This window comes from Pseudomonas sp. LD120, from assembly GCF_009861525.1.
Classification (GTDB): domain Bacteria; phylum Pseudomonadota; class Gammaproteobacteria; order Pseudomonadales; family Pseudomonadaceae; genus Aquipseudomonas.
In genome coordinates this window covers 799,984-821,886 of record NZ_WVHL01000005.1, presented here as the reverse complement: position 1 = coordinate 821,886, position 21,903 = coordinate 799,984, and the positions used below count along the sequence as shown (strand labels likewise).

At 61.6% G+C, this 21,903-nt stretch carries 18 protein-coding genes and 1 riboswitch; of the genes, 6 read left to right on the top strand and 12 right to left on the bottom strand.

Annotated elements, in window-relative coordinates:
- Window positions 1–61 precede the first annotated feature (61 nt).
- Genes PLD_RS17995 through asd form a run of 3 tightly spaced genes read left to right on the top strand, consistent with a single transcriptional unit; the run spans window position 62 to window position 3,338 of the window.
- On the top strand, window positions 62–1,600 hold the full coding sequence (locus tag PLD_RS17995) for an HDOD domain-containing protein (protein ID WP_159895067.1): 1,539 nt from the start codon (window positions 62–64) through the stop codon (window positions 1,598–1,600).
- 43 nt (window positions 1,601–1,643) lie between these two features.
- Entirely contained in the window at window positions 1,644–2,459 is an 816-nt protein-coding gene (gene rhdA, locus PLD_RS17990) for a thiosulfate sulfurtransferase (protein ID WP_159895065.1), read from the top strand.
- Between the two features lie 18 nt (window positions 2,460–2,477).
- Entirely contained in the window at window positions 2,478–3,338 is an 861-nt protein-coding gene (gene asd / locus PLD_RS17985; protein ID WP_159895063.1) for an archaetidylserine decarboxylase, read from the top strand.
- An 84-nt stretch (window positions 3,339–3,422) separates the two neighbouring features.
- Here asd and serB read toward each other — a convergent pair whose 3' ends face one another.
- Window positions 3,423–4,637, bottom strand: a complete 1,215-nt coding sequence (gene serB / locus PLD_RS17980) for a phosphoserine phosphatase SerB (protein ID WP_159895061.1) — start codon at window positions 4,635–4,637, stop codon at window positions 3,423–3,425.
- Between the two features lie 135 nt (window positions 4,638–4,772).
- Between serB and PLD_RS17975 the strand changes: the two genes are divergently transcribed.
- On the top strand, window positions 4,773–6,302 hold the full coding sequence (locus PLD_RS17975; protein ID WP_159895059.1) for an AhpA/YtjB family protein: 1,530 nt from the start codon (window positions 4,773–4,775) through the stop codon (window positions 6,300–6,302).
- Window positions 6,303–6,439: 137 nt separating this feature from the next.
- On the opposite strand, the gene PLD_RS17970 is transcribed toward PLD_RS17975, so the two are convergent.
- From PLD_RS17970 to PLD_RS17930, 9 genes are all read right to left on the bottom strand, one after another.
- Window positions 6,440–7,150: a membrane integrity-associated transporter subunit PqiC gene (locus PLD_RS17970; protein WP_159895057.1), complete on the bottom strand. Its 711-nt coding sequence runs from the start codon at window positions 7,148–7,150 to the stop codon at window positions 6,440–6,442.
- Between the two features lie 169 nt (window positions 7,151–7,319).
- Window positions 7,320–9,578 (bottom strand): DNA topoisomerase IV subunit A, encoded by a 2,259-nt coding sequence (gene parC / locus PLD_RS17965; RefSeq protein ID WP_159895055.1) that lies wholly within the window; start codon window positions 9,576–9,578, stop codon window positions 7,320–7,322.
- A 7-nt stretch (window positions 9,579–9,585) separates the two neighbouring features.
- On the bottom strand, window positions 9,586–10,107 hold the full coding sequence (locus tag PLD_RS17960; RefSeq protein ID WP_159895053.1) for a TIGR02281 family clan AA aspartic protease: 522 nt from the start codon (window positions 10,105–10,107) through the stop codon (window positions 9,586–9,588).
- Window positions 10,104–11,087, bottom strand: coding sequence for an esterase-like activity of phytase family protein (locus tag PLD_RS17955; RefSeq protein WP_159895051.1), 984 nt, complete (start codon window positions 11,085–11,087; stop codon window positions 10,104–10,106). The genes PLD_RS17960 and PLD_RS17955 overlap by 4 nt, the downstream gene beginning before the upstream one ends.
- Window positions 11,087–12,991 carry a DNA topoisomerase IV subunit B gene (parE, locus tag PLD_RS17950; RefSeq protein ID WP_159895048.1) on the bottom strand — a complete coding sequence of 635 codons (1,905 nt, stop codon included), beginning with the start codon at window positions 12,989–12,991 and terminating at the stop codon, window positions 11,087–11,089. The genes PLD_RS17955 and parE overlap by 1 nt, the downstream gene beginning before the upstream one ends.
- A gap of 42 nt (window positions 12,992–13,033) precedes the next feature.
- Entirely contained in the window at window positions 13,034–13,642 is a 609-nt protein-coding gene (locus PLD_RS17945) for a YqiA/YcfP family alpha/beta fold hydrolase (RefSeq protein WP_159895046.1), read from the bottom strand.
- A gap of 67 nt (window positions 13,643–13,709) precedes the next feature.
- The gene (cpdA, locus tag PLD_RS17940; RefSeq protein ID WP_159895044.1) at window positions 13,710–14,525 is read right to left on the bottom strand and encodes a 3',5'-cyclic-AMP phosphodiesterase; all 816 of its coding nucleotides are present in this window, start codon (window positions 14,523–14,525) and stop codon (window positions 13,710–13,712) included.
- 154 nt (window positions 14,526–14,679) lie between these two features.
- Window positions 14,680–15,132, bottom strand: a complete 453-nt coding sequence (locus PLD_RS17935) for a DUF1249 domain-containing protein (protein WP_159895042.1) — start codon at window positions 15,130–15,132, stop codon at window positions 14,680–14,682.
- The gene (locus PLD_RS17930) at window positions 15,123–15,740 is read right to left on the bottom strand and encodes an NUDIX domain-containing protein (protein ID WP_159895040.1); all 618 of its coding nucleotides are present in this window, start codon (window positions 15,738–15,740) and stop codon (window positions 15,123–15,125) included. The genes PLD_RS17935 and PLD_RS17930 overlap by 10 nt, the downstream gene beginning before the upstream one ends.
- A 225-nt stretch (window positions 15,741–15,965) precedes the next feature.
- Between PLD_RS17930 and PLD_RS17925 the strand changes: the two genes are divergently transcribed.
- A complete protein-coding gene (locus PLD_RS17925) occupies window positions 15,966–16,712 on the top strand; it encodes an RsiV family protein (protein ID WP_159895038.1) in 747 nt (248 codons plus the stop codon).
- Here the strand turns inward: PLD_RS17925 and cytX are convergent.
- Together cytX and thiC are read right to left on the bottom strand one after the other, a co-directional pair.
- Complete coding sequence (gene cytX, locus PLD_RS17920; protein WP_159895036.1) at window positions 16,681–17,970, bottom strand: putative hydroxymethylpyrimidine transporter CytX; 1,290 nt, start codon at window positions 17,968–17,970, stop codon at window positions 16,681–16,683. The two genes, PLD_RS17925 and cytX, sit on opposite strands and share 32 nt — an antisense overlap.
- A 120-nt stretch (window positions 17,971–18,090) precedes the next feature.
- Window positions 18,091–19,980 carry a phosphomethylpyrimidine synthase ThiC gene (gene thiC / locus PLD_RS17915; RefSeq protein WP_159895034.1) on the bottom strand — a complete coding sequence of 630 codons (1,890 nt, stop codon included), beginning with the start codon at window positions 19,978–19,980 and terminating at the stop codon, window positions 18,091–18,093.
- 163 nt (window positions 19,981–20,143) lie between these two features.
- Window positions 20,144–20,248, bottom strand: a riboswitch (TPP riboswitch).
- A 196-nt stretch (window positions 20,249–20,444) separates the two neighbouring features.
- Between thiC and PLD_RS17910 the strand changes: the two genes are divergently transcribed.
- Entirely contained in the window at window positions 20,445–21,875 is a 1,431-nt protein-coding gene (locus PLD_RS17910) for a TolC family outer membrane protein (protein ID WP_159895032.1), read from the top strand.
- The last annotated feature ends 28 nt before the right edge of the window (window positions 21,876–21,903 follow it).

Sequence of the window (21,903 nt, the reverse complement as noted above, 5' to 3'; positions counted from 1 at the left end):
GTGAAAAGCCAGTTTGGCCCGTCCAGGGCGTGTTCACAGCAGACGATGATTACGCCCGACCATGCCTAATGAAACCAACGTCCCACATTCCACTCCGACCTCTCTCGAGGCTTGGGTAAAGCTGCTCAATGGTGTGCGCTTGCCAGTACCGCAAGCCAGCCATGACCGCGTTTGCAAAGCCATTGCCAACAATCGCAGCTCGCTGCGCGATATCGCCGATCTGATGCAAAACAGTCCGGCGTTGGCGCTGAGCGTAATCCGCGAAGCCAATCGGTATACCCACGGCAGCATGAGCGAACCTGCGGAGAATCTGGAGGTCGCCGTCAATCGACTAGGCCTCAAGCGCACCGAGGAGTTGCTCGAGCAACTGCCGACCCTGCCTGAAGCGCAGATTCCCCAGCCCCTTCGGCAATTGCAACTGATCAGCCAGCACGCCAGCCAGCAAGCCAACGGTTTTTTTGCCGGGCGACTGGCACGACTGTGGCAAGACATCCACTGGGGCAGCCTGCTGTTTCTCTCGCCGCTGTGGGCCATGGCCTTGGTCTATCCCAAGCTTGTGGAAGAGTGGGAGTTGCGCGTCATCTATAAGCATGAGTCAGCACGCAAGGTCGAGATGCAGCTATTCGGCGTTCGGCTGATGGAGCTGTGCCAAGCCCTGGTGCAAACCTGGCATCTGCCAATTTGGGTGCAGCAAGGATATCGCCTGCTGACCCGCGAACGGCGTCAATTGGCCAAGGTCATGCTGATCGCCCGTGAAAGTGATAGCCCGCTGCACCAGCAACAACGCCTGGACGACGATCCCGACCTGCAGCGCTGGCTGAACCAGCCTGCCAACTGCGTGCTGCTGGCAAATGGACTGGCCCTGGCGGCGCAGTATTCCTGGAACAACCCACACGGCCAACGCTGGCAGAACCTCACCAGCCTGTACCTGCAAGTACCGCTCGCCCAAGTCCAGCAACAGTTGCACCAACAGGCTGCCACCAGCGCGCGCAACGATAGCCAGCCCGACCTCTGGCATCCGGCCCAGGCCCTGCTCTGGCCCTGGAATGCGCGACGCCTGCATAAGGGCGAACAACCGGCTCCGGCACCGACAGCCGAGGAACTGGCCAAATGGCGCAAGCTCTGCGGCCAATTGCTACTGGACCCCAGCCCCTTTACCAACGCCGTCCACCTCACAAGCTTTGCCCGAGACGCTTTGGTCGCCTGCGGCATGCATCGCGTGCTACTGCTGATGGTCGATCGCACCCTGAGCCACCTGCAGGTGCAACAGACTTACGGCTTACCCAGGGAGGCCGCCAGCCTGACCCTGCACACCAAGCAGAGCTCGGTGCTACAACGCCTGCTGGAAAAGTCCACCCAGGTGCGCCTGACGCCGGCCAACAATCGGCAATTTTCCGCCCACTTGCCAAATACGTTGCGCCTGCTATTTCGGGGGGAGCATCTGCTAATCCGCTCCCTGTCGTGCAACGGTCGGGTAATGATGCTGGTGCTGGCCGATCAGGGCGGCGTGCCGTTCTCGGAGACCAGTGTCCAGGCCTTCGGCAAGACCGCTCAGTGCATCGAAAAAGCCTTGCACAGCTTTACCAACCGCAGCCCATGACGCTTGCGCTACAATCCCTCAATTTGCGCCCCGGGAACCTGACATGCCTGACTTCTCTGGCTTGCCGCTGGTCATCGAAGCGAGCGACCTGCTCACCCGCCTCGACGCCCGCGAACTGATTCTGGTCGACCTGACCAGCGCCGTCCGCTACGCCACTGGGCATATTCCCGGGGCACGTTTCGTCGACCCCAAACGCACTCAGCTCGGCCAGCCTCCAGCCCCCGGGCTGCTGCCACCAAAGGCAGCCCTTGAAGCGCTGTTCGGCGAACTGGGGCACAACCCGGACGCGGTTTACGTGGTCTATGACGACGAAGGCGGCGGCTGGGCCGGACGCTTCATCTGGCTGCTGGACGTGATCGGCCACCATCGCTATCACTACCTGGACGGCGGCTTACCGGCCTGGCTGGCACAAAGCCTGCCAGTGTCCACCGAAGTCCCGGCCTCGGCAGGCGGCCCAGTGCCACTGACCCTGCACGACGAACCCACCGCGACCCGCGAATACCTGCAAAGCCGTCTCGGCGCCGCCGACCTGGTCATCTGGGACGCCCGCAGCCCGCAGGAGTACTCCGGCGAGAAGGTCCTGGCCGCCAAAGGCGGACACATTCCCGGCGCGGTGAACTTCGAGTGGACCGCCGGCATGGATCAGGCGCACCAACTGCGTATTCGCCGTGACATGCCCCAGATACTTGCAGACCTGGGCATCAGCAAAGACAAAGAAGTGATCACCCACTGCCAGACTCACCACCGCTCCGGCTTCACCTACCTGGTGGCCAAGGCGCTGGGCTACCCGCGGGTCAAAGGCTATGCCGGCTCCTGGGGCGAATGGGGCAACCATCCCGATACGCCCGTAGAGATTTAAGGTTTTTAAGGACAGTTAATGAAAAAGCGTTTGTTCATCCTCAGCCAGTACCTGCTGCCTCACCACCTACTGTCGCGCCTGGCCGGCTGCATTGCCGAGTGCCGCGTACGCTGGTTCAAGAATGCCTTCACCTCCTGGTTCGCCAAGCAGTATCAGGTGAACATGTCCGAAGCCCAGGTTGAGGACGTGACGGCCTACGAGCACTTCAACGCCTTCTTCACCCGGGCCCTGAAAGACGGCGCACGGCCTCTGGACCCGACGCCTGGCGCGGTACTCAGCCCCGCCGATGGCGCCATCAGTCAACTGGGCCCGATCGAGCACGGACGAGTGTTCCAGGCCAAGGGCCACAGCTACAGCGTGCTGGAACTGCTGGGCGGTGATCCGGCTCTGGCCGCGCCATTCATGGGCGGTGACTTCGCCACCATTTACCTGTCACCCAAGGATTACCACCGGGTCCACATGCCCCTGGCCGGCACCCTGCGAGAAATGGTCTACGTACCAGGGCGGATCTTTTCGGTGAACCAGACTACCGCCGAGAACGTGCCCGAACTGTTTGCCCGCAACGAACGCGTGGTGTGCATTTTCGACACGGAGCGCGGCCCGATGGCACTGGTGTTGGTCGGCGCAATGATCGTCGCCTCGATTGAAACCGTTTGGGCCGGCCTGGTAACCCCTCCCAAGCGCGAACTCAAGAGCGTGCGTTACGACGAATCCGCCCGGGCCCCGATTCACTTGGAGAAAGGCGCCGAAATGGGTCGCTTCAAATTGGGCTCAACCGCCATCGTGCTGTTTGGCCCGGACCAGGTGAAATGGGCTGAAGAGCTGGCAGCCGGCGCGCCGGTGCGGGTGGGTCAGGGACTGGGCCTGCCTAAAGCCTGATGCGTTCATCCAAGACCCAAAAACGCCGCTGATCAGCGGCGTTTTTTATGGGCGAGAGCTCAACCTCGCCGAGACGTTTGGCGCTCAGAGCTGCCCGTCGCGATCACGCAAACCCAGCAGGTAGAGCACGCCATCCAGCCCCAAGGTCGAGATCGCCTGCTTGGCCGACTGTTTGACCAATGGTTTGGCGCGAAATGCCACGCCCAAACCGGCAATACCCAGCATCGGCAAGTCGTTGGCGCCGTCACCCACCGCGATGGTCTGTTCCAGGCGCAAACCTTCCTTGTGGGCCAACTCGCGCAGCAGATCAGCCTTGCGTTGAGCATCGACAATCGGCTCTACCGCCACGCCAGTGACCTTGCCATCCACCACTTCCAGCTCGTTGGCGAACACGTAGTCGATGCCCAGTTTGGCTTGCAGCTGCTTGGCAAAATAAGTGAAGCCACCCGAGAGGATCGCCGTCTTGTAACCTAGCCGCTTGAGCTCGGCAAACAACGTTTCGGCACCCTCGGTCAGGCGCAGCGAAGCGCCGATGGCATCCAGCACATTGACGTCCAGCCCTTTGAGCAACGCCAGGCGCTCCTTGAAGCTGGCACGAAAGTCCAGCTCGCCGGCCATGGCCCGCTCGGTGATTTCCGCGACCCGATCGCCCACTCCAGCAGCCTTGGCCAACTCGTCGATGACCTCGGCCTCGATCAACGTGGAGTCCATGTCGAACACCGCCAGGCGCCGATTGCGACGGAACAGCGAGTCTTCCTGGAAGGCGACATCGACATTCAGCTCCTGGGCGACGCTCAGGAACTCCGCTCGCAGGGCCTGCGGATCGGCTGCTTCACCACGCACCGAAAACTCGATGCATCCCTTGCTCTGATCAGCCGGCATGTCCAGCGGCATACGCCCGGATAGACGATCGATGTGGTCGATGTTCAGGCCGTATTTGGCGGTAATCGAACTCACCCGCTGCAATTGCTCGGCCGTGACCTTGCGGGTCAGCAAGGTCACGATATGGCGTTTCTTGCCCTGACCACCGACCCATTGCTGGTAATCAGCCTCGGAAACCGGTGTGAAGCGGACTTGCTGATCGAGATTGTAGGCGGTGAACAGAATGTCCTTGAGCACCGACGAGCTTTGCTCGTTGCCCGGGATTTCAACCAGGATGCCGAACGACAGGGTGTCGTGGATCACCGCCTGACCAATGTCGAGAATGTTCACACCACCCTGGGCCAAAACGCCGGTAATGGCCGCAGTCAGACCGGGACGATCTTCGCCGGTGATGTTTATCAGGACAATTTCGCGCAAGGCGCACCCCCGCAGGTGGAAAAAAAGCGCATTCTACCCACTTTCGGTGACCATCGGGCACAGCCAGCGCTTTGCCGGTCTAGGGCCTGTCGCTATACTGCGCGTCAACTTCACGGACATAAAGAGCCGAGCTCAGTGAACCGGCCCACGCCTGTTAAAACCGATAACTTCTTCCTGCTGATCTTCCGTGCACTGCGCCATCGCCGTGTACCGATTGCACTGCGCATCGCCAGTCATAACGTGATCCTCGTCACCCTGGCTCTGGTGATCTATGCCGGGGTGATGGGTTTACAGTTCAAGCAAGCCATGCACGAACAAGCCGACGCCCTGGGACAGAGCCTGACCACCCAGACCGCCACCTCGGCCACCGAACTGCTGGTGTCCAACGACATCCTCAGCCTTAACGTACTGCTCAACAACCTGACCAAGAATCCGCTGGTGGCCCATGCGGCGATCTACAGCGTCGACAATCGCATCCTCGCCGAGGCCGGCCAGCGCCCCAAAAACAGCTTGCTGGGTGAAACCGAAGGCGTCTACCAGACCAAGATCACCTTCCAGGACGTCACCGCCGGCACCCTGCGGATCAGTCTGGACATGGAGCAATTCCAGCAACCGATGACCATCAGCCTGCAGAGCATGGGCATTCTCAGCGCCATCCTGCTGGCCCTGGCATTGGCACTGAGCCTGCGCCTGGGCCGCCACATCTCCACCCCGCTGCTGCAACTGCGGGTCTGGCTGCGCGATCTGGATGAGCACACCCCGGCCATTCAGCGCCAGGATGAAATCGGTGATCTGGCGCGCCAGCTGCACACGCGCCTTGTGCCGGAAAAGCCAGAACCCGAACCGGAGTACCAAGCAGAGGATGAGCAAGACGCCGAAGCAGACGAGCCGGCGTTTGAGGTGCGCAACCTGCGTGACCCGAGCTTTGATGAAAGCGCTCCAGTGGCCGGCCTGAAGCCAGCACCACGGCACCTGATCAGCGCCGAGGAAGACGAGGTGGACGAGGACGACCCGTTCGCCGACCTGCGTGACCACCTATCGCCTCCGGCGCCCAAGCCTCAGCTGCGACCTCAAGTACCGACACAACCTCAGCACAGCGCGGTGCTGGCGGTGCAATTGGGCGCCCAGGAACAACTGCGCCGCCTGCCACGCACACGGTTGTTGGAGCTGCTGGAGCGCTACCGCGACTGCCTTGACCAAGCGGCTTCGTTGTACCAGAGCGAGCTGCACACACTGAATGACGGCAGCACGCTGATGCTGTTTCACAGTGATGACAGTGGCGATGATTACCTGACCAACGCCATCTGCTGCGGTGAGCTGCTGCGCGCCCTGGGCCATGCCCTGCAGATCGAAGTGGCGGACAGCGGCATCACCCTGCAACTGCAACTGGGCCTGACCCTGGGTGAAGAATTGTTCGGCCTGAGTCAGATCGACCTGCTGCTGACCGAAACCGCCCAGGATGCACTGGCACTGTCCCAACACAGCCGCAACCTGCTGCTGGTCGAGCGCAAGATCAATGACGATGCGCTGATTCGCCAGCGCGCGCGCATCCGCCCTATCGCCAGCCCGGAAGGCGCTTGCTGTGTCGAGCGCTTGATGGAGCCTTATCCGTCGATGCTGGAGCGGCAACTGGCGCGCATGCATGAGACCCGGGCCAAGCTGTAAAGCCGGCTATTTGCGAAGAGGCCCGCCATGTGCGGGCCTCTTACTATCTGCCAGAGCGGTATCGGCGCCAGTAATCATCGCTCAAAAATGCCAAGGCCCGCGGTTAGGCGGGCCTTGTCTCGCGGCAGTCAGTCACTTTAGAACCTGAACACTTCCATGTCCGTACGGATCGGCGTGGGCATTGGAATCTTCGGCTGTTTTCCCTGCTCGGCAGGCTTGCTCACTGGCGCCGATGGTGCCTTACGCGGCACCTCAGCCACCGCGGGCTGGTTGGCCAGCGGCTTGAGAGCTATCGACAATTGCTCGGCCAAACGCTGCAGCAGCACGCCCTGAGCCTGAACCTGAGACGCCGTGGTACCGGCGTGCTGCTCCTGCAGGTGAACGATACGATTGTCCCGCACCTGGCCACGACGGTCGATCAAACGCCACTGCGCATCCAGCACCGCGGGTTGCGACTTGCCGGAGTCCAGACGGGTGATGGACAGCAGCACCTGTACATCCGGAGTGAAACCACTGGTGGCAGGCGCCAGCACCACGCGCTGGCTGTCCAGATGGCCGGCAACCTGACGCAGCAGCAACTGATCGATATCCGAAGACAGGCTGCCCGCCCAGCGCCCATCAGTGGACGCTTGCAGGCTGCCATCATCCTGACGTTGCAGAAGGGTTTCACGTTGCAGGTAGTCGGCGATCAGCACCGGCCCCAACAATACCGACATACCGGAACTGGCCGGCTGAGCTGGACTTCCGCTGTCCAGCTGATACAGCGACACCGGCTGGTGTACGCTGCAACCCGCCAGGCCCAGTACCCCAGCGAGCAAGAAAACAAGAGGAGCGCGCAGAGCAGTCATCATCCCATCCAAGTGGCGGCCGCAAGGCTAGCCACAGTGTAAATACTCAAAAACCTGAATAACGCCCGGCTACGCCTGCGTTTGAAAGCGCATATCATCCGTGAATATGCGCCCTGACTCCAGCGTTCTAGCGTCGATCCCGCGCTTAAATCGCAGATCGAACCTGCCCTCAAACCAGAGGTTCGACCAACAAGGCATCCACCCGCTGGAAACCGCGAGGCAGTTTGTTGCCACGGCGCCCACGCTCACCCTTGTAATGCTCAAGATCATCAGCCTTGAGCGACAGCGTGCGCTTACCCGCCTGCAGTACCAGCGTCGCGCCTTCAGGCAATACCGCGATATCGGTGACGTACTCTTCGCGACTGGCCACTCGCTCACCGGGAATGCCGATGATCTTGTTGCCCTTGCCCTTGCCCAACTGCGGCAAGTCACTGATCTTGAACACCAACAATCGCCCTTCGGTGGTTACCGACGCCAGCCAGTTCTGCTCGCGATCGGCCACGGGACGGGGCGCCAGCACCTTGGCATTGTTCGGCAGACTCAATAGCGCCTTGCCCGCCTTGTTCTTGGCTTGCAGGTCCTCGCCCTTGACCACGAAGCCGTAACCGGCATCGGAAGCGATCACATACAAGGCATCGTCATCCGGCAGCAACACGCATTCAAACGTCGCCCCCGGCGGCGGGGTCAGACGGCCAGTCAATGGCTCACCCTGGCCCCGGGCCGATGGCAGCGTGTGCGCCGCCACCGAGTAACTGCGGCCGGTGGAATCGATGAACACCGCGAACTGGTTGGAACGCCCGGCAGCAGCGGTCTTGTAACCGTCACCGGCCTTGTAGGACAAACCCGTGGCGTCAATATCATGCCCCTTGGCACAACGGACCCAGCCTTTTTCCGACAGAACGATGGTTACCGGCTCGGTGGGCATCAGTTCGTTTTCCGACAGCGCCTTGGCTTCAGCCCGGGCCACGATCGGTGAGCGACGGTCATCACCGTAGGTTTGCGCGTCTTGCAGCAATTCAGTGCGCACCAGCTTTTTCAGCTTGGCTTCGCTGTTGAGCAATGCTTGCAGCTTGGCCTGCTCTTTGAGCAATTCATCCTGCTCGGCCCGCAGCTTCATTTCTTCCAATCGCGCCAACTGCCGCAGACGCGTATCGAGGATATAGTCGGCCTGGATGTCGCTGAGGGCGAAACGCTCGATCAGCCTGGCCCGCGGGTGCTCCTCGGTGCGGATGATGTGAATGACTTCATCCAGGTTGAGGTAGGCAATCAGCAAACCATCCAACAAGTGCAGGCGACGCTCGACCTTGTCCAAGCGGAACTGCAGGCGACGACGCACGATAGCGACCCGGAACTCCAGCCACTCCACCAGCAGCGCTCGCAGGTTCTTCAACTGCGGCTTGCCGTCCAGGCCGATGATGTTGACGTTGACCCGGTAGGTCGATTCCAGTTCAGTGGTGGCGAACAGATGCTGCATCAACTCATCAGGATCGACCCGGTTAGAACGCGGGATGATCACGATGCGGCAGGGGTGCTCGTGGTCCGACTCATCCCGCAGGTCGGCGACCATCGGTAGCTTCTTGGCCTGCATCTGAGCGGCGATTTGCTCCAGCACCTTGGCCCCGGAAACCTGATGCGGCAGCGCGGTGACAACGATGTCGCCGTCTTCCACCCGATACACGGCGCGCATGCGCACCGAGCCACGGCCGGTTTCATAGATCTTCAGCAGGTCGGCACGAGGGGTGATGATCTCCGCTTCGGTGGGATAGTCCGGGCCCTGGATATGCTCACAAAGCTGCTCCACCGTGGCCTTGGGCTCGTCCAGCAAACGCACGCAGGCCGTGGCCACTTCCCGAAGGTTGTGGGGCGGCACATCAGTGGCCATGCCCACGGCGATGCCGGTAGTGCCGTTGAGCAGGATGTTGGGCAAGCGCGCCGGCAGCACCAAAGGCTCCTGCAGCGTACCGTCGAAGTTCGGCCCCCAATCCGCAGTGCCCTGGCCCAGCTCGCTGAGCAGCACTTCGGAGTAACGCGACAGGCGCGCCTCGGTATAACGCATGGCCGCGAATGACTTGGGATCGTCCGGCGCCCCCCAGTTGCCCTGGCCATCGACCAGCGTGTAACGGTAGCTGAACGGCTGAGCCATCAGCACCATGGCTTCGTAGCAGGCCGAATCGCCGTGCGGGTGGAACTTGCCGAGCACGTCGCCCACGGTCCGCGCGGACTTCTTGTGCTTGGAATCGGCATCCAGCCCCAGCTCGCTCATGGCGTAGACGATACGCCGCTGTACCGGTTTCAGGCCGTCGCCGATATGCGGCAGAGCACGGTCCATGATCACGTACATGGAGTAGTTGAGGTAGGCACTTTCGGTGAAGTCAGCCAGTGACCGGCGTTCTACGCCATCCAGGCTGAGATCAAGGGAGTCGCTCATGCGGGCCTCATTGGTTCGTAGTCTGGCGCAGCAGCAAGGTGCCGCCGCGCTGAGTGAATTCAAGTTTTTTCAAAGCGCTCATGCCCAGCAAAACCTGGTCATCGTCGAGTCCCGGGGCCACCAGGGCCCTGACGTTCCGAAGAACGATATCCCCCAGTTGCAGACGCTCGATTCGGGTCCGATACCCCTCGCTGCGCCCGTTGGCGGTACTCAACGTGACCGGCGCCCCGCGCTCCAGGCCCAGGCGGTCGGCCAGCCCGGAAGGAATCGAGACATCGGTAGCGCCGGTATCGAGCATCAATTGCACCGCCAGCCCATTGATATAACCGCTGGCGACGAAATGCCCCTGGCCGTTGCCGACCAGCTTCACTTCGATGTAACCCTCATGTTGTTGCGAACTGACAAGCGTATTGGGGTTCTCCTGACGCGCCTCCCAATCGGCAAAGAACCGCGTGGCCAAAAACAGCGCCGCGACCCAGGCCATGATCAGCATCACCCGCCCGGCACTCTTGCCCGGTTGCTGGCTCATGGCTGGGCGCTCCAGCCGCCCTCAGGGGCAGCAAAGCGCCAGACGATGGGGCGGACCTCGCCATCGGCGCGAGCGCCATTGTTGTTGTCCACGCCGATCCAAGCGCCCTGGGCGTCCACCAGCAGCGCTTCGGTCAAGCCGTAAGGCTGTGGATAACGCCGGTGCTCCACCAGGGCTTGAGCGGCAAATGACCAGCAGCGCTCGACCTTGGCGGTCTGCGCATCCCGGCGGCAGATCTGGTAGGCATTGCGCTCCAGGGTGAATAGCTTGCCGTCGAACAACGACAGGTCGGCGAAATCCCGGGATACCGCCTTGGCATCGGGCATTTGCGCCGGCTGCATTTGCGAGCCGGCCTCGCTGAGCAAGACGCAAGCGCCATCACAGTCCCAAATGGTCTGCCCGCGCTTGATCATCAACAGCCCACGCCCCTCACGCTCCGCCGCCAGCCAGATTCGATCCCCGGCGGGGTTCACCGCCAAGCCCTCGAACAAGGCGTTGAAATGCAGCAACATGCCACTGGCACGTGCTTCACGAACCATGATCGGGGAAATTTTCAACCAGGCCGGCGCGCCTTGCGCAGGCACCCGCAGCACCGTGGCATGAGCTTCGCTGACCACATATTTATTGCCGGCGTCATCGCAGGAAATGCCTTCGAAATCCAGATCGCCACCGCGCACAAAAGACGCCGCCCAGGTTCGCGACGTCAACCCCCAGGGCAAGCCCGTGTCGGGCACCGGTGGCACCTCCAGCTTGACCGCCTCGGCCTGCCAGACGGTGTCGCGGGTATTGAGCGTGTAGATCTGGTCGTCATCGCGATCCGAAACCGTCCACAACGTCTGACCACAACGCGTCAGCCCGGACAGATTGCCGCCGCGCATGCCTTCTACAGGGTGCTCGGACAGCAAGGTCAGTTCGGGCGCAGGCGCAGCCACCACCGAGGTTGCCAATAGCGCCAGGACCAGGGCAAAGCCCTTGTGCATCAGGCCAGCACCTCAGCCAGGTTGCCCTTGGACTCCAGCCAGGACTTACGATCACCGGCGCGTTTTTTCGCCAACAGCATGTCCATGATTTCCGCTGTTGCCTCAACATCATCCAGGGTCAACTGCACCAGACGCCGAGTGTTGGGGTCCATGGTGGTCTCACGCAGTTGTGGCGGGTTCATTTCACCCAGCCCCTTGAATCGGGTGACCTGCGGTTTACCGCGTTTCTTCTCGGCCACCAGGCGGTCGAGAATGCCGTCGCGCTCGGCGTCGTCCAGGGCGTAGTAGATTTCCTTGCCCAGGTCGATACGGTACAGCGGCGGCATGGCCACGTAGACGTGGCCGGCATTCACCAGTGGACGGAAATGCTGGACGAACAGGGCACACAGCAAGGTGGCGATGTGCAGGCCGTCGGAGTCGGCGTCGGCGAGGATGCAGATTTTGCCGTAACGCAACTGGCTCATGTCCTCGGCACCCGGATCGACGCCGATGGCCACGGCGATGTTGTGCACTTCCTGACTGGCCAGGACTTCGCTGCCGTCCACTTCCCAGGTATTGAGGATCTTGCCCCGCAGCGGCAGGATCGCTTGGAACTCCTTGTCCCGCGCCTGCTTGGCCGAACCACCGGCGGAGTCGCCCTCTACCAGGAACAGCTCGGAACGCATCGGGTCCTGGCCTGCGCAGTCCGCCAGCTTGCCTGGTAGCGCCGGGCCTTGAGTAACGCGCTTGCGCTCAACCTTTTTGCTGGCCTTCAAACGGCGACCGGCGTTACTGATGGCCAGTTCCGCCAGTTGCATGCCCAACTCCGGGTTGGCGTTGAGCCACAGGCTGAAAGCGTCTTTGACCACCCCGGACACGAAAGCCGCCGCCTCGCGCGAGGATAGACGCTCCTTGGTCTGGCCGGAGAACTGCGCATCCTGCATCTTCATCGACAGCACGAAAGCGATCCGCTCCCAGATGTCTTCCGGCGCCAGCTTCAAGCCCCGGGGCAGCAGATTGCGGAACTCGCAGAACTCGCGCATTGCATCCAGCAGGCCCTGGCGCAAACCGTTGACGTGAGTGCCGCCCTGGGCGGTGGGGATCAGGTTGACGTAGCTTTCCTGGACGCTGTCGCCACCTTCGGGCAGCCACAGCAAGGCCCAGTCCACCGCCTCCTTGTTACCCGCGAGACTGCCGCAGAACGGCTCGTCAGGCAGGCGCTCGAATTCGCTGACCGCATCCACCAGGTAGGAACGCAGGCCATCTTCGTAGTGCCACTCGACCTTCTCGCCGCTGGATTTGTCCTCGAAGCTCACCAGCAGCCCCGGGCACAGTACCGCTTTGGCCTTGAGCACGTGCTTGAGGCGGCTGATGGAGAATTTCGGCGAGTCGAAGTATTTCGGGTCCGGCGCGAAGTACACGCTGGTGCCGGTGTTGCGCTTGCCGACGCTGCCGACCACTTCCAGCTCGGTGGCCTTGTAGCCGTCGGCGAAGGTCATCTGGTATTCGTTGCCGTCGCGCTTGACCCGCACCCGCACCTGGTTCGACAGGGCGTTGACCACGGAAATACCCACCCCGTGCAGACCGCCGGAGAACTGGTAGTTCTTGTTGGAGAACTTGCCGCCGGCATGGAGCTTGGTGAGGATCAGTTCGATCCCCGACACGCCCTCTTCGGGGTGAATGTCCACGGGCATGCCACGGCCGTCATCGGAAACTTCCAGGGAGTGATCGGCGTGCAGGATGACCTGTATCGACTTCGCATGGCCGGCCAGGGCTTCGTCGACACTGTTGTCGATGACTTCCTGGGCCAGGTGGTTGGGCCGCGTGGTGTCGGTGTACATGCCCGGGCGTTTGCGCACCGGGTCGAGTCCCGAGAGGACTTCGATGGCGTCTGCGTTATAAGAGCTAGCGCTGGGAGTGGCCATGGGTTCTCGTCGTTAGTCGTTCAATGAATATGGGGCGAGGCTTCACAATGCCGTGAAATCGATCGCCTGGTACTGATCGGCAGTGATGCCGGCAAAATTCAACATCGCCGGCAATTGTCCGGCAAAACCTTGGAAACTATGATCGCCGCCGGCCTGGATACGCAAGGCGCAGGCTCGGTAATAAAGCTGGGCGCTGCGATAGTCCAGGGTCTCATCCCCGGTCTGCAACCAGACCTGATAACGCTGCGGGTCCTGGGGCGGCGCGACTTCCAGCGCCGCCAGGGCTGCCACATGGTCATGGGTCAGCTCCCAGGTTTCATCGGTATACAGGTTCTTCTGCGTGCCCAGATAACCGTCGAACATTCGGTGCGGGCTGACAGCAGGATTGATCAACAGGGCGTTCAGACCATAGCGCTCGGCAAGGTGAGTCGCATAGTAGCCGCCGAGCGAGCTGCCGACCAGCAGTGGTCGCCCGAGTTCGGCAATCGCCTGTTCCAACTGGCCAATGGCCTGGCGCGGATGGTGATGCAGGGCCGGTACGCGCAATTGGTCGGCCAGCCCCAACTGCTCCATGACACGCCGCAACTGGGAGGCCTTGGTCGACGCGGGAGCACTGTTGAAGCCGTGGATATAGAGGATCGAACCGGACATGCGAACTCCCTGTGCATCTGGGCAAAAGCCGCAGTTTACAGGGATGGCGCCCGCTAACGAAGCCGCCTCAGTAACCGTTACTGCCGTAATCGATGGTAAATGCGTAGCCTTCGACCCGTTGCACGCCGGTTTCCAGCCGCCCGTCCGGCAGAAGTCGCAGCCAGCGGTAACCCGGCGCCAGCTCATGGACCTTGAAATCATCGCTGCCGGGCTCGAACTGGATGCAGGTGGACGGTGAGGCCAATAGCCGCACATCACCGTGCAGTCGATCAATTTCTTGATGCACATGCCCCCAGAGCAGCGCGCGAACCTGAGGAAAGCGCTCAATCACGGCAAACAGCGCCGGCGCATTACGCAAGCCGATGGGCTCCATCCACGCACAGTCGATGGACACCGGGTGATGGTGCAGGCAGATCAGATGGTGGCGCTCAGGAGCCTCGCCCAGGGAACGGGCCAGCAGTTGCAACTGGTCGTCCTGCAAATACCCGGGCACCGAGCCGGGCACCGCCGAGTCCAGCAAGGTGATGCGCCAGTTACCGATATCCACCACCGGCTCCAGCGCATCGCTGCCCTGCGCCGCCTGCTGCATGATCTGCGGCTCATCATGATTGCCCGGCAACCAGCGACTGGGGGCGGGAATCTGTCGGGTCAGTTGGCCAAAGCGCTGATAAGACTCCAGGCTGCCGTCCTGGGACAGATCGCCGGTGGCCAGCATCAGATCGATCCTGGGTTGCTGCGCCAGCACCAGATCAATCACCCGTTGCAGGCTGTCGGCGGTGTTCATGCCCAGCAACGAACGGTCCATCTCGGCAAAAAGATGACTATCAGACAATTGCACCAGCAACACGGCATCGTCGGCAGTCAGTGCGGATACGCTTGGCACGGTGTTCTCCCGAAGCAAAGTCACAAGGCAGGATGAAGGTGACAATTATGCTGGGGGACGCGGAAAAGAGGAAACCTATGAAACGGACCCAGTTCACAACCTGATTGCGCACCAACGCTCGCCGAGCACTGATCAGGCGGTTTATCTATAGAACCTAGCGCACGGCTTCGAACTCGTGACCACATGCCAGGCAATGGCTCAGCCACTCCCCGAGAAACACATTCAACTGAGCTTTTTCATCCGGCTGATACATAAAAGCATTGGGATAAGGATAGATGCCGCGAAAACGCCGGGCATGCTCGGCGCTGATGACTTCTGCCATGCGCGCATCGTGATAGACCTGCACTTCCAGTTGCGGCACCGGCAGCCAGGGCAGGCTGTGTTCCTGGCGCACCTGCAAGGTGGTGGTGTAGGGACACACCTGCATCACTTCCAGCGCCAGCACGCCCAACATCTGATCACCCTGGGTCACTGCGATGCGCCGAGCCACAGGCTGGTTGCGCATGTCGGGCAGCAGGCGCATCAGTCGGGCGTAGTTGGCCTCGCAGGAAGCTTGCAGCCCCGCCAGGTCCACCCGATAGCGGTCGCGTGCCTTGTTTACGACCATAACCCCCTCACTTCGGCGCGATTGAGCGCCAGCCACTGCAAGGCAATGATGCTGGCGGCATTGCAGATCCGCCCATCGCGCATGGCCTGCAGCGCATCTTCATAGGCCATCACCGAAACCCGGATGTCTTCCGCCTCTTCCTCCAGCCCGTGCAACCCACCGGCGGCACTGCTGTCGCATCGCCCCAGGAACAGATGAACGAATTCGGTGCTGCCCCCTGGCGACGGAAAATACTCGATCATCGGCCACAGCGCCGAGATATCCAGGCCAGCTTCCTCCTGGGCCTCACGACGCGCCACCTCTTCCGGCTGCTCGTCCTTGTCGATCAGGCCGGCCACCAGTTCCACCAGCCAGGGCGTGGCGCTCTTGCCCATGGCGCCGACGCGAAACTGTTCGATCAGCACCACTTCATCGCGCTGCGGATCGTACGGCAGGACGCACACCGCATCGTGACGGACCACCACTTCACGATTGATCTCACGTCCCATGCCGCCGGCGAACAGCTCGTGGCGCAGTTGCAGGCGATCGAGTCGATAAAAACCCTGGAAACAGTGTTCGCGCCGGATGATCTCAATGGCACTCGGCGTGGCGCTGGCAAAGTCAGTCATAGCAATCCTCGTGTACAACATGTTCGATCCGAGGATCCCCCTCGACTTCGCGCCATCCTAACGCGCTCGTGGCTGCCGATGCAGCCCCCTCGCCTTCCGCGGGATAGACGGCGAGGGGCTAAACCAACTCTAATTGCCTCTATTGAGCTTAGTGGCGAACCGACTGCCTCGCAGACAGTCGAAGCCGGTAACTTTTGCCTCCCCCCTGGTTTATGAAGGACGCCCATGTCGCTTGCCAAAATCGCCTCCGTGGCCTGTATCGCCCTGACCCTGGGCGCCTGCCAAAGCCTGTTTCAGCCAAGCTACACAACCCCGCTGGAAATCAAGCGCGAGAAGTCGGAACAACTCAAGAGCGGCTGCAGCGGCAACGACTGTCCGCTGGTCAACCTCGACACCGTGCACTTTCCCGCCGAGCCGCAACTGGATGCCATCGTCGAAAAACGCCTGCTGCAAATGACCCGCACCCGCCCCGACGCGGTGTTGCCGGCCAGCCTTTCGGCTTACCGCGAGCAGTTCCTGCAAAGCGCGCCCGACCGCCATGGCATGTACCTGCAATCCAAGGTACGCGAGCAACATGACGGCCTGGTGATCATCGAACTGGCCAGCTACCTGGACACCGGCGGCGCCAACGGCACCCCGGGCCGAGGCTTCGTCAACTACTCGCGCCAACAGCACAAGGCGCTGAATCTGACGGACATGCTGCTGCCCGGCCAGGAGGAAACGTTCTGGAAAGCGGCGCGAGTAGCGCACAACAACTGGCTGATCAACACCCACCTGGATCGTGAAGCTGAATTCGTGAAGACCTGGCCGTTCCAGAAAACCCCGAATGTGGCACTGACCCAGAACGCCGTGACCCTCAAGTACGACGTCACCACCATCGCGCCCTCGGTACTGGGCCACATCGAGTTGCAGATTCCCTACGACCGCCTCAAGGGCGTGCTCAAGCCCGAGCTGTTTCCTGGCGATCACTGATCGCCCGGCCCAACAGCCATTGCAGCAACCCTGCCAATGCCAATGACGGCAGGGTTGCCCCGACGTCCGGATACAGATTGGCCAGCAAGTGATAGGTGCTCACCCCACCCAACCAGGCCAGCAACGCCGTCCAGCGTAAGGCTGACTCCGGAACCTGCCCGCTACGGCGACGCAGGATGAAGTGATCCACCAGCACCACGCCAAACAACGGCGCAAATACCGAACCGATCAACAGCAGGAAATTCTGGTACTGGGCCAACGGTGCCAGGCAGGCAATCAGGGTGCAGAGCAGGCCGATGGCCAAGGCCAGGTGCTCGATCTTGAGGCGCAGCAGGATGCCCGTTGAGACCGCGGCCGAATGAATATCGGCAAAGGCATTCTCCGACTCATCCAACAGGATCAGCAGCAGCGGTATTCCAAGCCCAGCGCCCGCCAGCGCCAACAGCAAGGCATTCACTTCACCGCTGGGCGCGAACGCCAGGGTGTAGGCCACCCCCAGGCTCATCAGCCAGACGTTACCGATGAAAAAGCCCAGGGCGGTACCGCCGAACACGCTCTTGGCGCGCTTGCCGAAACGCGAGTAGTCAGCAATCAACGGCAACCAGGACAGGGGCATGGCAATGGCGATGTCAAAGCCCACAGCAAACGGCATCGAGCCATCCCCGGCTTGAGCCCAGAGTGCCGCCAGGTCGGCCCGGGCGAACAGGTTCCAGGTCAGCCACAGACACGCTACGAGCAATAGCCAGATGCCCCACTTGCGCAGGATCCGGCGGACAAAGGTCAAGGGGCCACTGACCGCCAGCAAGGTCGCCAGGGCGCCGAAAATCAGGCTCCAGAGCAGCGGGTTGGCCAGCAGGCTGCCTTCACTGAAGGCCCGGGTGCCCAGGAGACTGGCGGCATCGCGCATGACGATGATTTCAAACGAACCCCAGCCCACCAACTGCAGCAGGTTGAGCAACGCCGGCAGACTAGCGCCGCGGCGACCCAGGCTGAGCTTGAGCGCGGCCATGGACGACAGGCCGGTGTCGTTGCCGATCACCCCCACCGCCGCCAGCAGCAGAACGCCCACAGCGGTGCCAAGAAAGATGGCCAGCAACGCATGAGACAGCCCCAGGCCCGGCGCTAACAGCGCACCGGTCTGCAGCACCATCAAACCGATGCCGAGGGAAAACCACAGGGCAAACAGATCCCGAGCGCCAAACACACGCTTGTCGGCGGACACCGCAAGATTGGGGGAATAGGTACTTGGACTGCTCAAGGCTGATATCTCGAAGGAATAAGGTCTGTAGAAGCCGGCTTGCTGGCCAAAGCGCCACCTCGTTGAACGCGCGGCGCCTGGTTCGCGGGCAAGCCCGCTCCTACAAGGAGTGGAGCGGGGTCAGACTTTCTTGTACAGCTGGCTGCCTTCCTGCTTGAAGCGCTCGGCTTGCTCCGCCAGGCCCTTGGCGACGTCCACATCCACGGCTTCAATGCGCTGGTTGGCCGCGTATTCGCGAACTTCCTGAGTGATTTTCATCGAGCAGAACTTCGGTCCGCACATGGAGCAGAAATGCGCCACTTTGGCCGAGTCCTTGGGCAGGGTTTCGTCGTGGTACGAACGGGCGGTGTCCGGGTCCAGGCCCAGGTTGAACTGGTCTTCCCAGCGGAACTCGAAACGCGCCTTGGACAGGGCATTGTCGCGAATCTGCGCGCCAGGATGTCCCTTGGCCAGGTCGGCGGCGTGGGCGGCGATCTTGTAGGTGATGATCCCGGTCTTCACGTCATCCTTGTTCGGCAGGCCCAGGTGCTCCTTGGGCGTGACGTAGCAGAGCATGGCGCAACCGAACCAGCCGATCATCGCCGCGCCGATACCGGAAGTGATGTGGTCGTAACCGGGAGCGATGTCGGTGGTCAGCGGACCGAGGGTGTAGAACGGCGCCTCGTCGCAGCACTCCAGCTGCTTGTCCATGTTCTCCTTGATCAACTGCATCGGCACGTGGCCCGGGCCTTCGATCATGCATTGCACGTCGTGCTTCCAGGCGATCTTGGTCAGCTCGCCGAGGGTTTCCAGCTCACCGAACTGGGCTTCGTCGTTGGCGTCGGCAATCGACCCCGGACGCAGGCCATCTCCCAGGGAGAAGCTGACGTCGTAGGCCTTCATGATTTCGCAGATTTCGTCGAAGTGGGTGTAGAGGAAGTTCTCTTTATGGTGCGCCAGGCACCACTTGGCCATGATCGATCCGCCCCGGGACACGATGCCTGTCACCCGCTTGGCGGTCAGCGGCACATAGCGCAGCAGCACTCCGGCGTGGATGGTGAAGTAGTCCACGCCTTGCTCGGCCTGCTCGATCAGGGTGTCGCGGAACAGCTCCCAGGTCAGGTCCTCGGCCACGCCGTTGACCTTTTCCAGCGCCTGGTAGATCGGCACGGTGCCGATCGGTACCGGCGAGTTGCGAATGATCCACTCGCGGGTTTCATGGATGTGCTTGCCGGTGGACAGGTCCATCACCGTGTCCGAGCCCCAGCGAATACCCCAGGTCAGTTTCGCCACTTCTTCTTCAATGGAAGAACCCAAGGCGCTGTTGCCGATGTTGCCGTTGATCTTCACCAGGAAGTTGCGGCCGATGATCATCGGCTCCAGCTCGACGTGGTTGATGTTGGCCGGAATGATCGCACGACCGCGGGCGATTTCCTCGCGAACAAACTCGGGGGTGATCTCTTTCGGAATGCTGGCGCCGAAGCTGTGACCGGCGTGTTGCGGGTCCAGCAAGCCGGCAGCGCGCGCTTCCTGCAGCTTCATGTTTTCGCGGATGGCGACGTATTCCATCTCGGCGGTGATGATGCCTTTGCGGGCGTAGTGCATCTGGCTGACGTTGGCCCCGGCCTTGGCCCGGCGCGGGTTGTTGACGTGGGCGAAACGCAGCTTGGTGAGCTCGGGATCGGCCAGACGCTGCTGACCGAAGTTGGAGCTCAGCCCCGCCAGGCGTTCAGTATCGCCACGGTCTTCGATCCAGGCCGAACGCACATCGCCCAAGCCCTTACGCACATCGATCACCACGTTCGGGTCGGTGTAGGGGCCGGAGGTGTCGTACACAGTCACCGGGGCGTTGATCTCGCCACCGAAATCGGTGGGGGTCACATCCAGGGTGATTTCGCGCATGGGCACGCGGATGTCCGGGCGTGAACCCTGAACATAGATTTTTTGCGAGCGGGTAAAGGGCTGAACCGATTGTTGGTCGACTTGGGCCGACTCACTGAGGTGGCTAGCGTTTTTTAGTGTTGTGGTCATCACGGGCTCTCCAGACAGCATCCAGGCAGTGGATTGTTGTCGGAGCGAACCTGTAACGGACGGACGCACCCTGTCTAAGTAACTAGTGAGTGCAGTGCTTGATACTCGAGGGGTGTTCGATTGTCGAACAACATCCCGGACTAAGCACAAGAGGACTCGCCGGGTGACGAGAAATCTTGTTCCCTACGCAGGCGCTAACCTGATCAGGTTCAACGGGATCCGGATTATCCGATCTCAGCCTCATAGCAAGGCACCCCGACAAGAACCGGGCCAGTCTAGACAAAGCCGGGACAGAACGCCAACACCCGTGCAATAAGCAGGATGAATGGCGTAATTAGCGGATTGTTGCGACCCGCCAGCGGCTCTACACTCCTTGCCCTGTGTCGAACCTTGACGCTCTATGGACCGCGCCTTAGCCTTGGCGCCTGGATTATCTCCGTAATATCAACTCTAGGGATCGCCGAATGCTGCGCAAACTCTCACTGGTGGTTGCCGTGTCTTGTGCATCCAATGGATTGGCTTGGGCAGCAGAAGCCCCCTTGGCAACCAAGACCGACCTGATCAGCGTCTACCAGGAAGCGCTGGACAACAACGCTGATCTGGCGGCGGCACGCGCCCAATACGGCGCCCAGAAAGAAGTGGTGCCCCAGGCCCGCGCCGGCCTGCTGCCGAACCTTTCAGCAGGGGCGAACATAAGCAACACTCGCACCCGGTTCGATGAACCTTCGATGACCTCCAACCGCAGCGGCAACGTCTACCAGGCCACCCTGGCCCAGCCGCTGTTCCGTGCCGATCGCTGGTTCCAACTGCAGGCCGCCAAGGACATCAACGAGCAGGCTTCGCTGCAACTTTCAGCCACCGAGCAGAACCTGATCCTGCAAAGCGCGGAGAACTACTTCGCGGTACTGCGTGCCCAGGACAACCTGGCCTCGACCAAAGCCGAGGAGGCCGCCTTCAAGCGTCAACTGGATCAGTCCAACGAGCGCTTCGACGTGGGCCTGTCGGACAAGACCGACGTGCTGCAATCCCAGGCCAGCTACGACACCGCCCGGGCCAACCGGATTCTCGCCCAACGCCAGGTGGATGACGCTTTCGAAGCGCTGATCACCCTGACCAACCGCGAGTACAACTCGATCCAGGGCATCGTCCACACCTTGCCGGTACTGGCACCGACCCCCAACGACGCCAAGGCCTGGGTTGACACCGCGGCCAAACAGAACCTCAACCTGCTAGCCAGCAACTACGCGGTCAGCGCCGCCGAAGAAACCCTCAAGCAGCGCAAGGCCGGGCATGCACCAACCCTGGACGCCGTGGCGCAATACAAGAAAGGTGACAACGACGCCTTGGGCTTCAGCAACCCCAACCCGTTGACGCGCTATGGCAGCGATGTCGAGCAGCGCTCCATCGGCCTGCAACTGAGCATCCCGATCTACAGCGGCGGCCTGACCAGTTCCCAGGTCCGCGAATCCTATTCGCGCCTGAGCCAGACCGAGCAACAGCGCGAATCCCTGCGGCGCCAGGTGGTGGAGAACACCCGCAACCTGCATCGTGCGGTGAACACCGATGTCGAACAGGTCCAAGCCCGACGCCAGTCGATCATCTCCAACCAAAGCGCAGTGGAAGCCACGGAAATCGGCTATCAGGTGGGCACGCGCAATATCGTCGACGTGCTCGATGCCCAACGTCAGCTGTACACCTCGGTGCGCAACTACAACAACAGCCGCTACGACTACATCCTCGATAACCTGCGCCTGAAACAGGCCGCCGGCACCCTCAACCCTGGCGACCTGCAGGATCTGTCGCGCTACCTCAAGGCCGACTACAACCCGGACCGCGACTTTCTGCCGCCGGACCTGGCCAAGGCCGCGCAGGAGCAGCTCAAGGCTCGTCCCTGAAGCCATGAAAAAGGCCACCTTTGCGGGT

Bases quoted from the DNA above. Each gene is read 5' to 3' on its own strand.
- PLD_RS17995 (WP_159895067.1), top strand. From the start codon at position 62: ATGCCTAATGAAACCAACGTCCCACATTCCACTCCGACCTCTCTCGAG.
- rhdA (WP_159895065.1), top strand. From the start codon at position 1,644: ATGCCTGACTTCTCTGGCTTGCCGCTGGTCATCGAAGCGAGCGACCTG.
- asd (WP_159895063.1), top strand. From the start codon at position 2,478: ATGAAAAAGCGTTTGTTCATCCTCAGCCAGTACCTGCTGCCTCACCAC.
- PLD_RS17970 (WP_159895057.1), bottom strand. From the start codon at position 7,150: ATGACTGCTCTGCGCGCTCCTCTTGTTTTCTTGCTCGCTGGGGTACTG.
- parC (WP_159895055.1), bottom strand. From the start codon at position 9,578: ATGAGCGACTCCCTTGATCTCAGCCTGGATGGCGTAGAACGCCGGTCA.
- PLD_RS17960 (WP_159895053.1), bottom strand. From the start codon at position 10,107: ATGAGCCAGCAACCGGGCAAGAGTGCCGGGCGGGTGATGCTGATCATG.
- PLD_RS17955 (WP_159895051.1), bottom strand. From the start codon at position 11,087: ATGCACAAGGGCTTTGCCCTGGTCCTGGCGCTATTGGCAACCTCGGTG.
- parE (WP_159895048.1), bottom strand. From the start codon at position 12,991: ATGGCCACTCCCAGCGCTAGCTCTTATAACGCAGACGCCATCGAAGTC.
- PLD_RS17945 (WP_159895046.1), bottom strand. From the start codon at position 13,642: ATGTCCGGTTCGATCCTCTATATCCACGGCTTCAACAGTGCTCCCGCG.
- PLD_RS17935 (WP_159895042.1), bottom strand. From the start codon at position 15,132: ATGGTCGTAAACAAGGCACGCGACCGCTATCGGGTGGACCTGGCGGGG.
- PLD_RS17930 (WP_159895040.1), bottom strand. From the start codon at position 15,740: ATGACTGACTTTGCCAGCGCCACGCCGAGTGCCATTGAGATCATCCGG.
- PLD_RS17925 (WP_159895038.1), top strand. From the start codon at position 15,966: ATGTCGCTTGCCAAAATCGCCTCCGTGGCCTGTATCGCCCTGACCCTG.
- thiC (WP_159895034.1), bottom strand. From the start codon at position 19,980: ATGACCACAACACTAAAAAACGCTAGCCACCTCAGTGAGTCGGCCCAA.
- PLD_RS17910 (WP_159895032.1), top strand. From the start codon at position 20,445: ATGCTGCGCAAACTCTCACTGGTGGTTGCCGTGTCTTGTGCATCCAAT.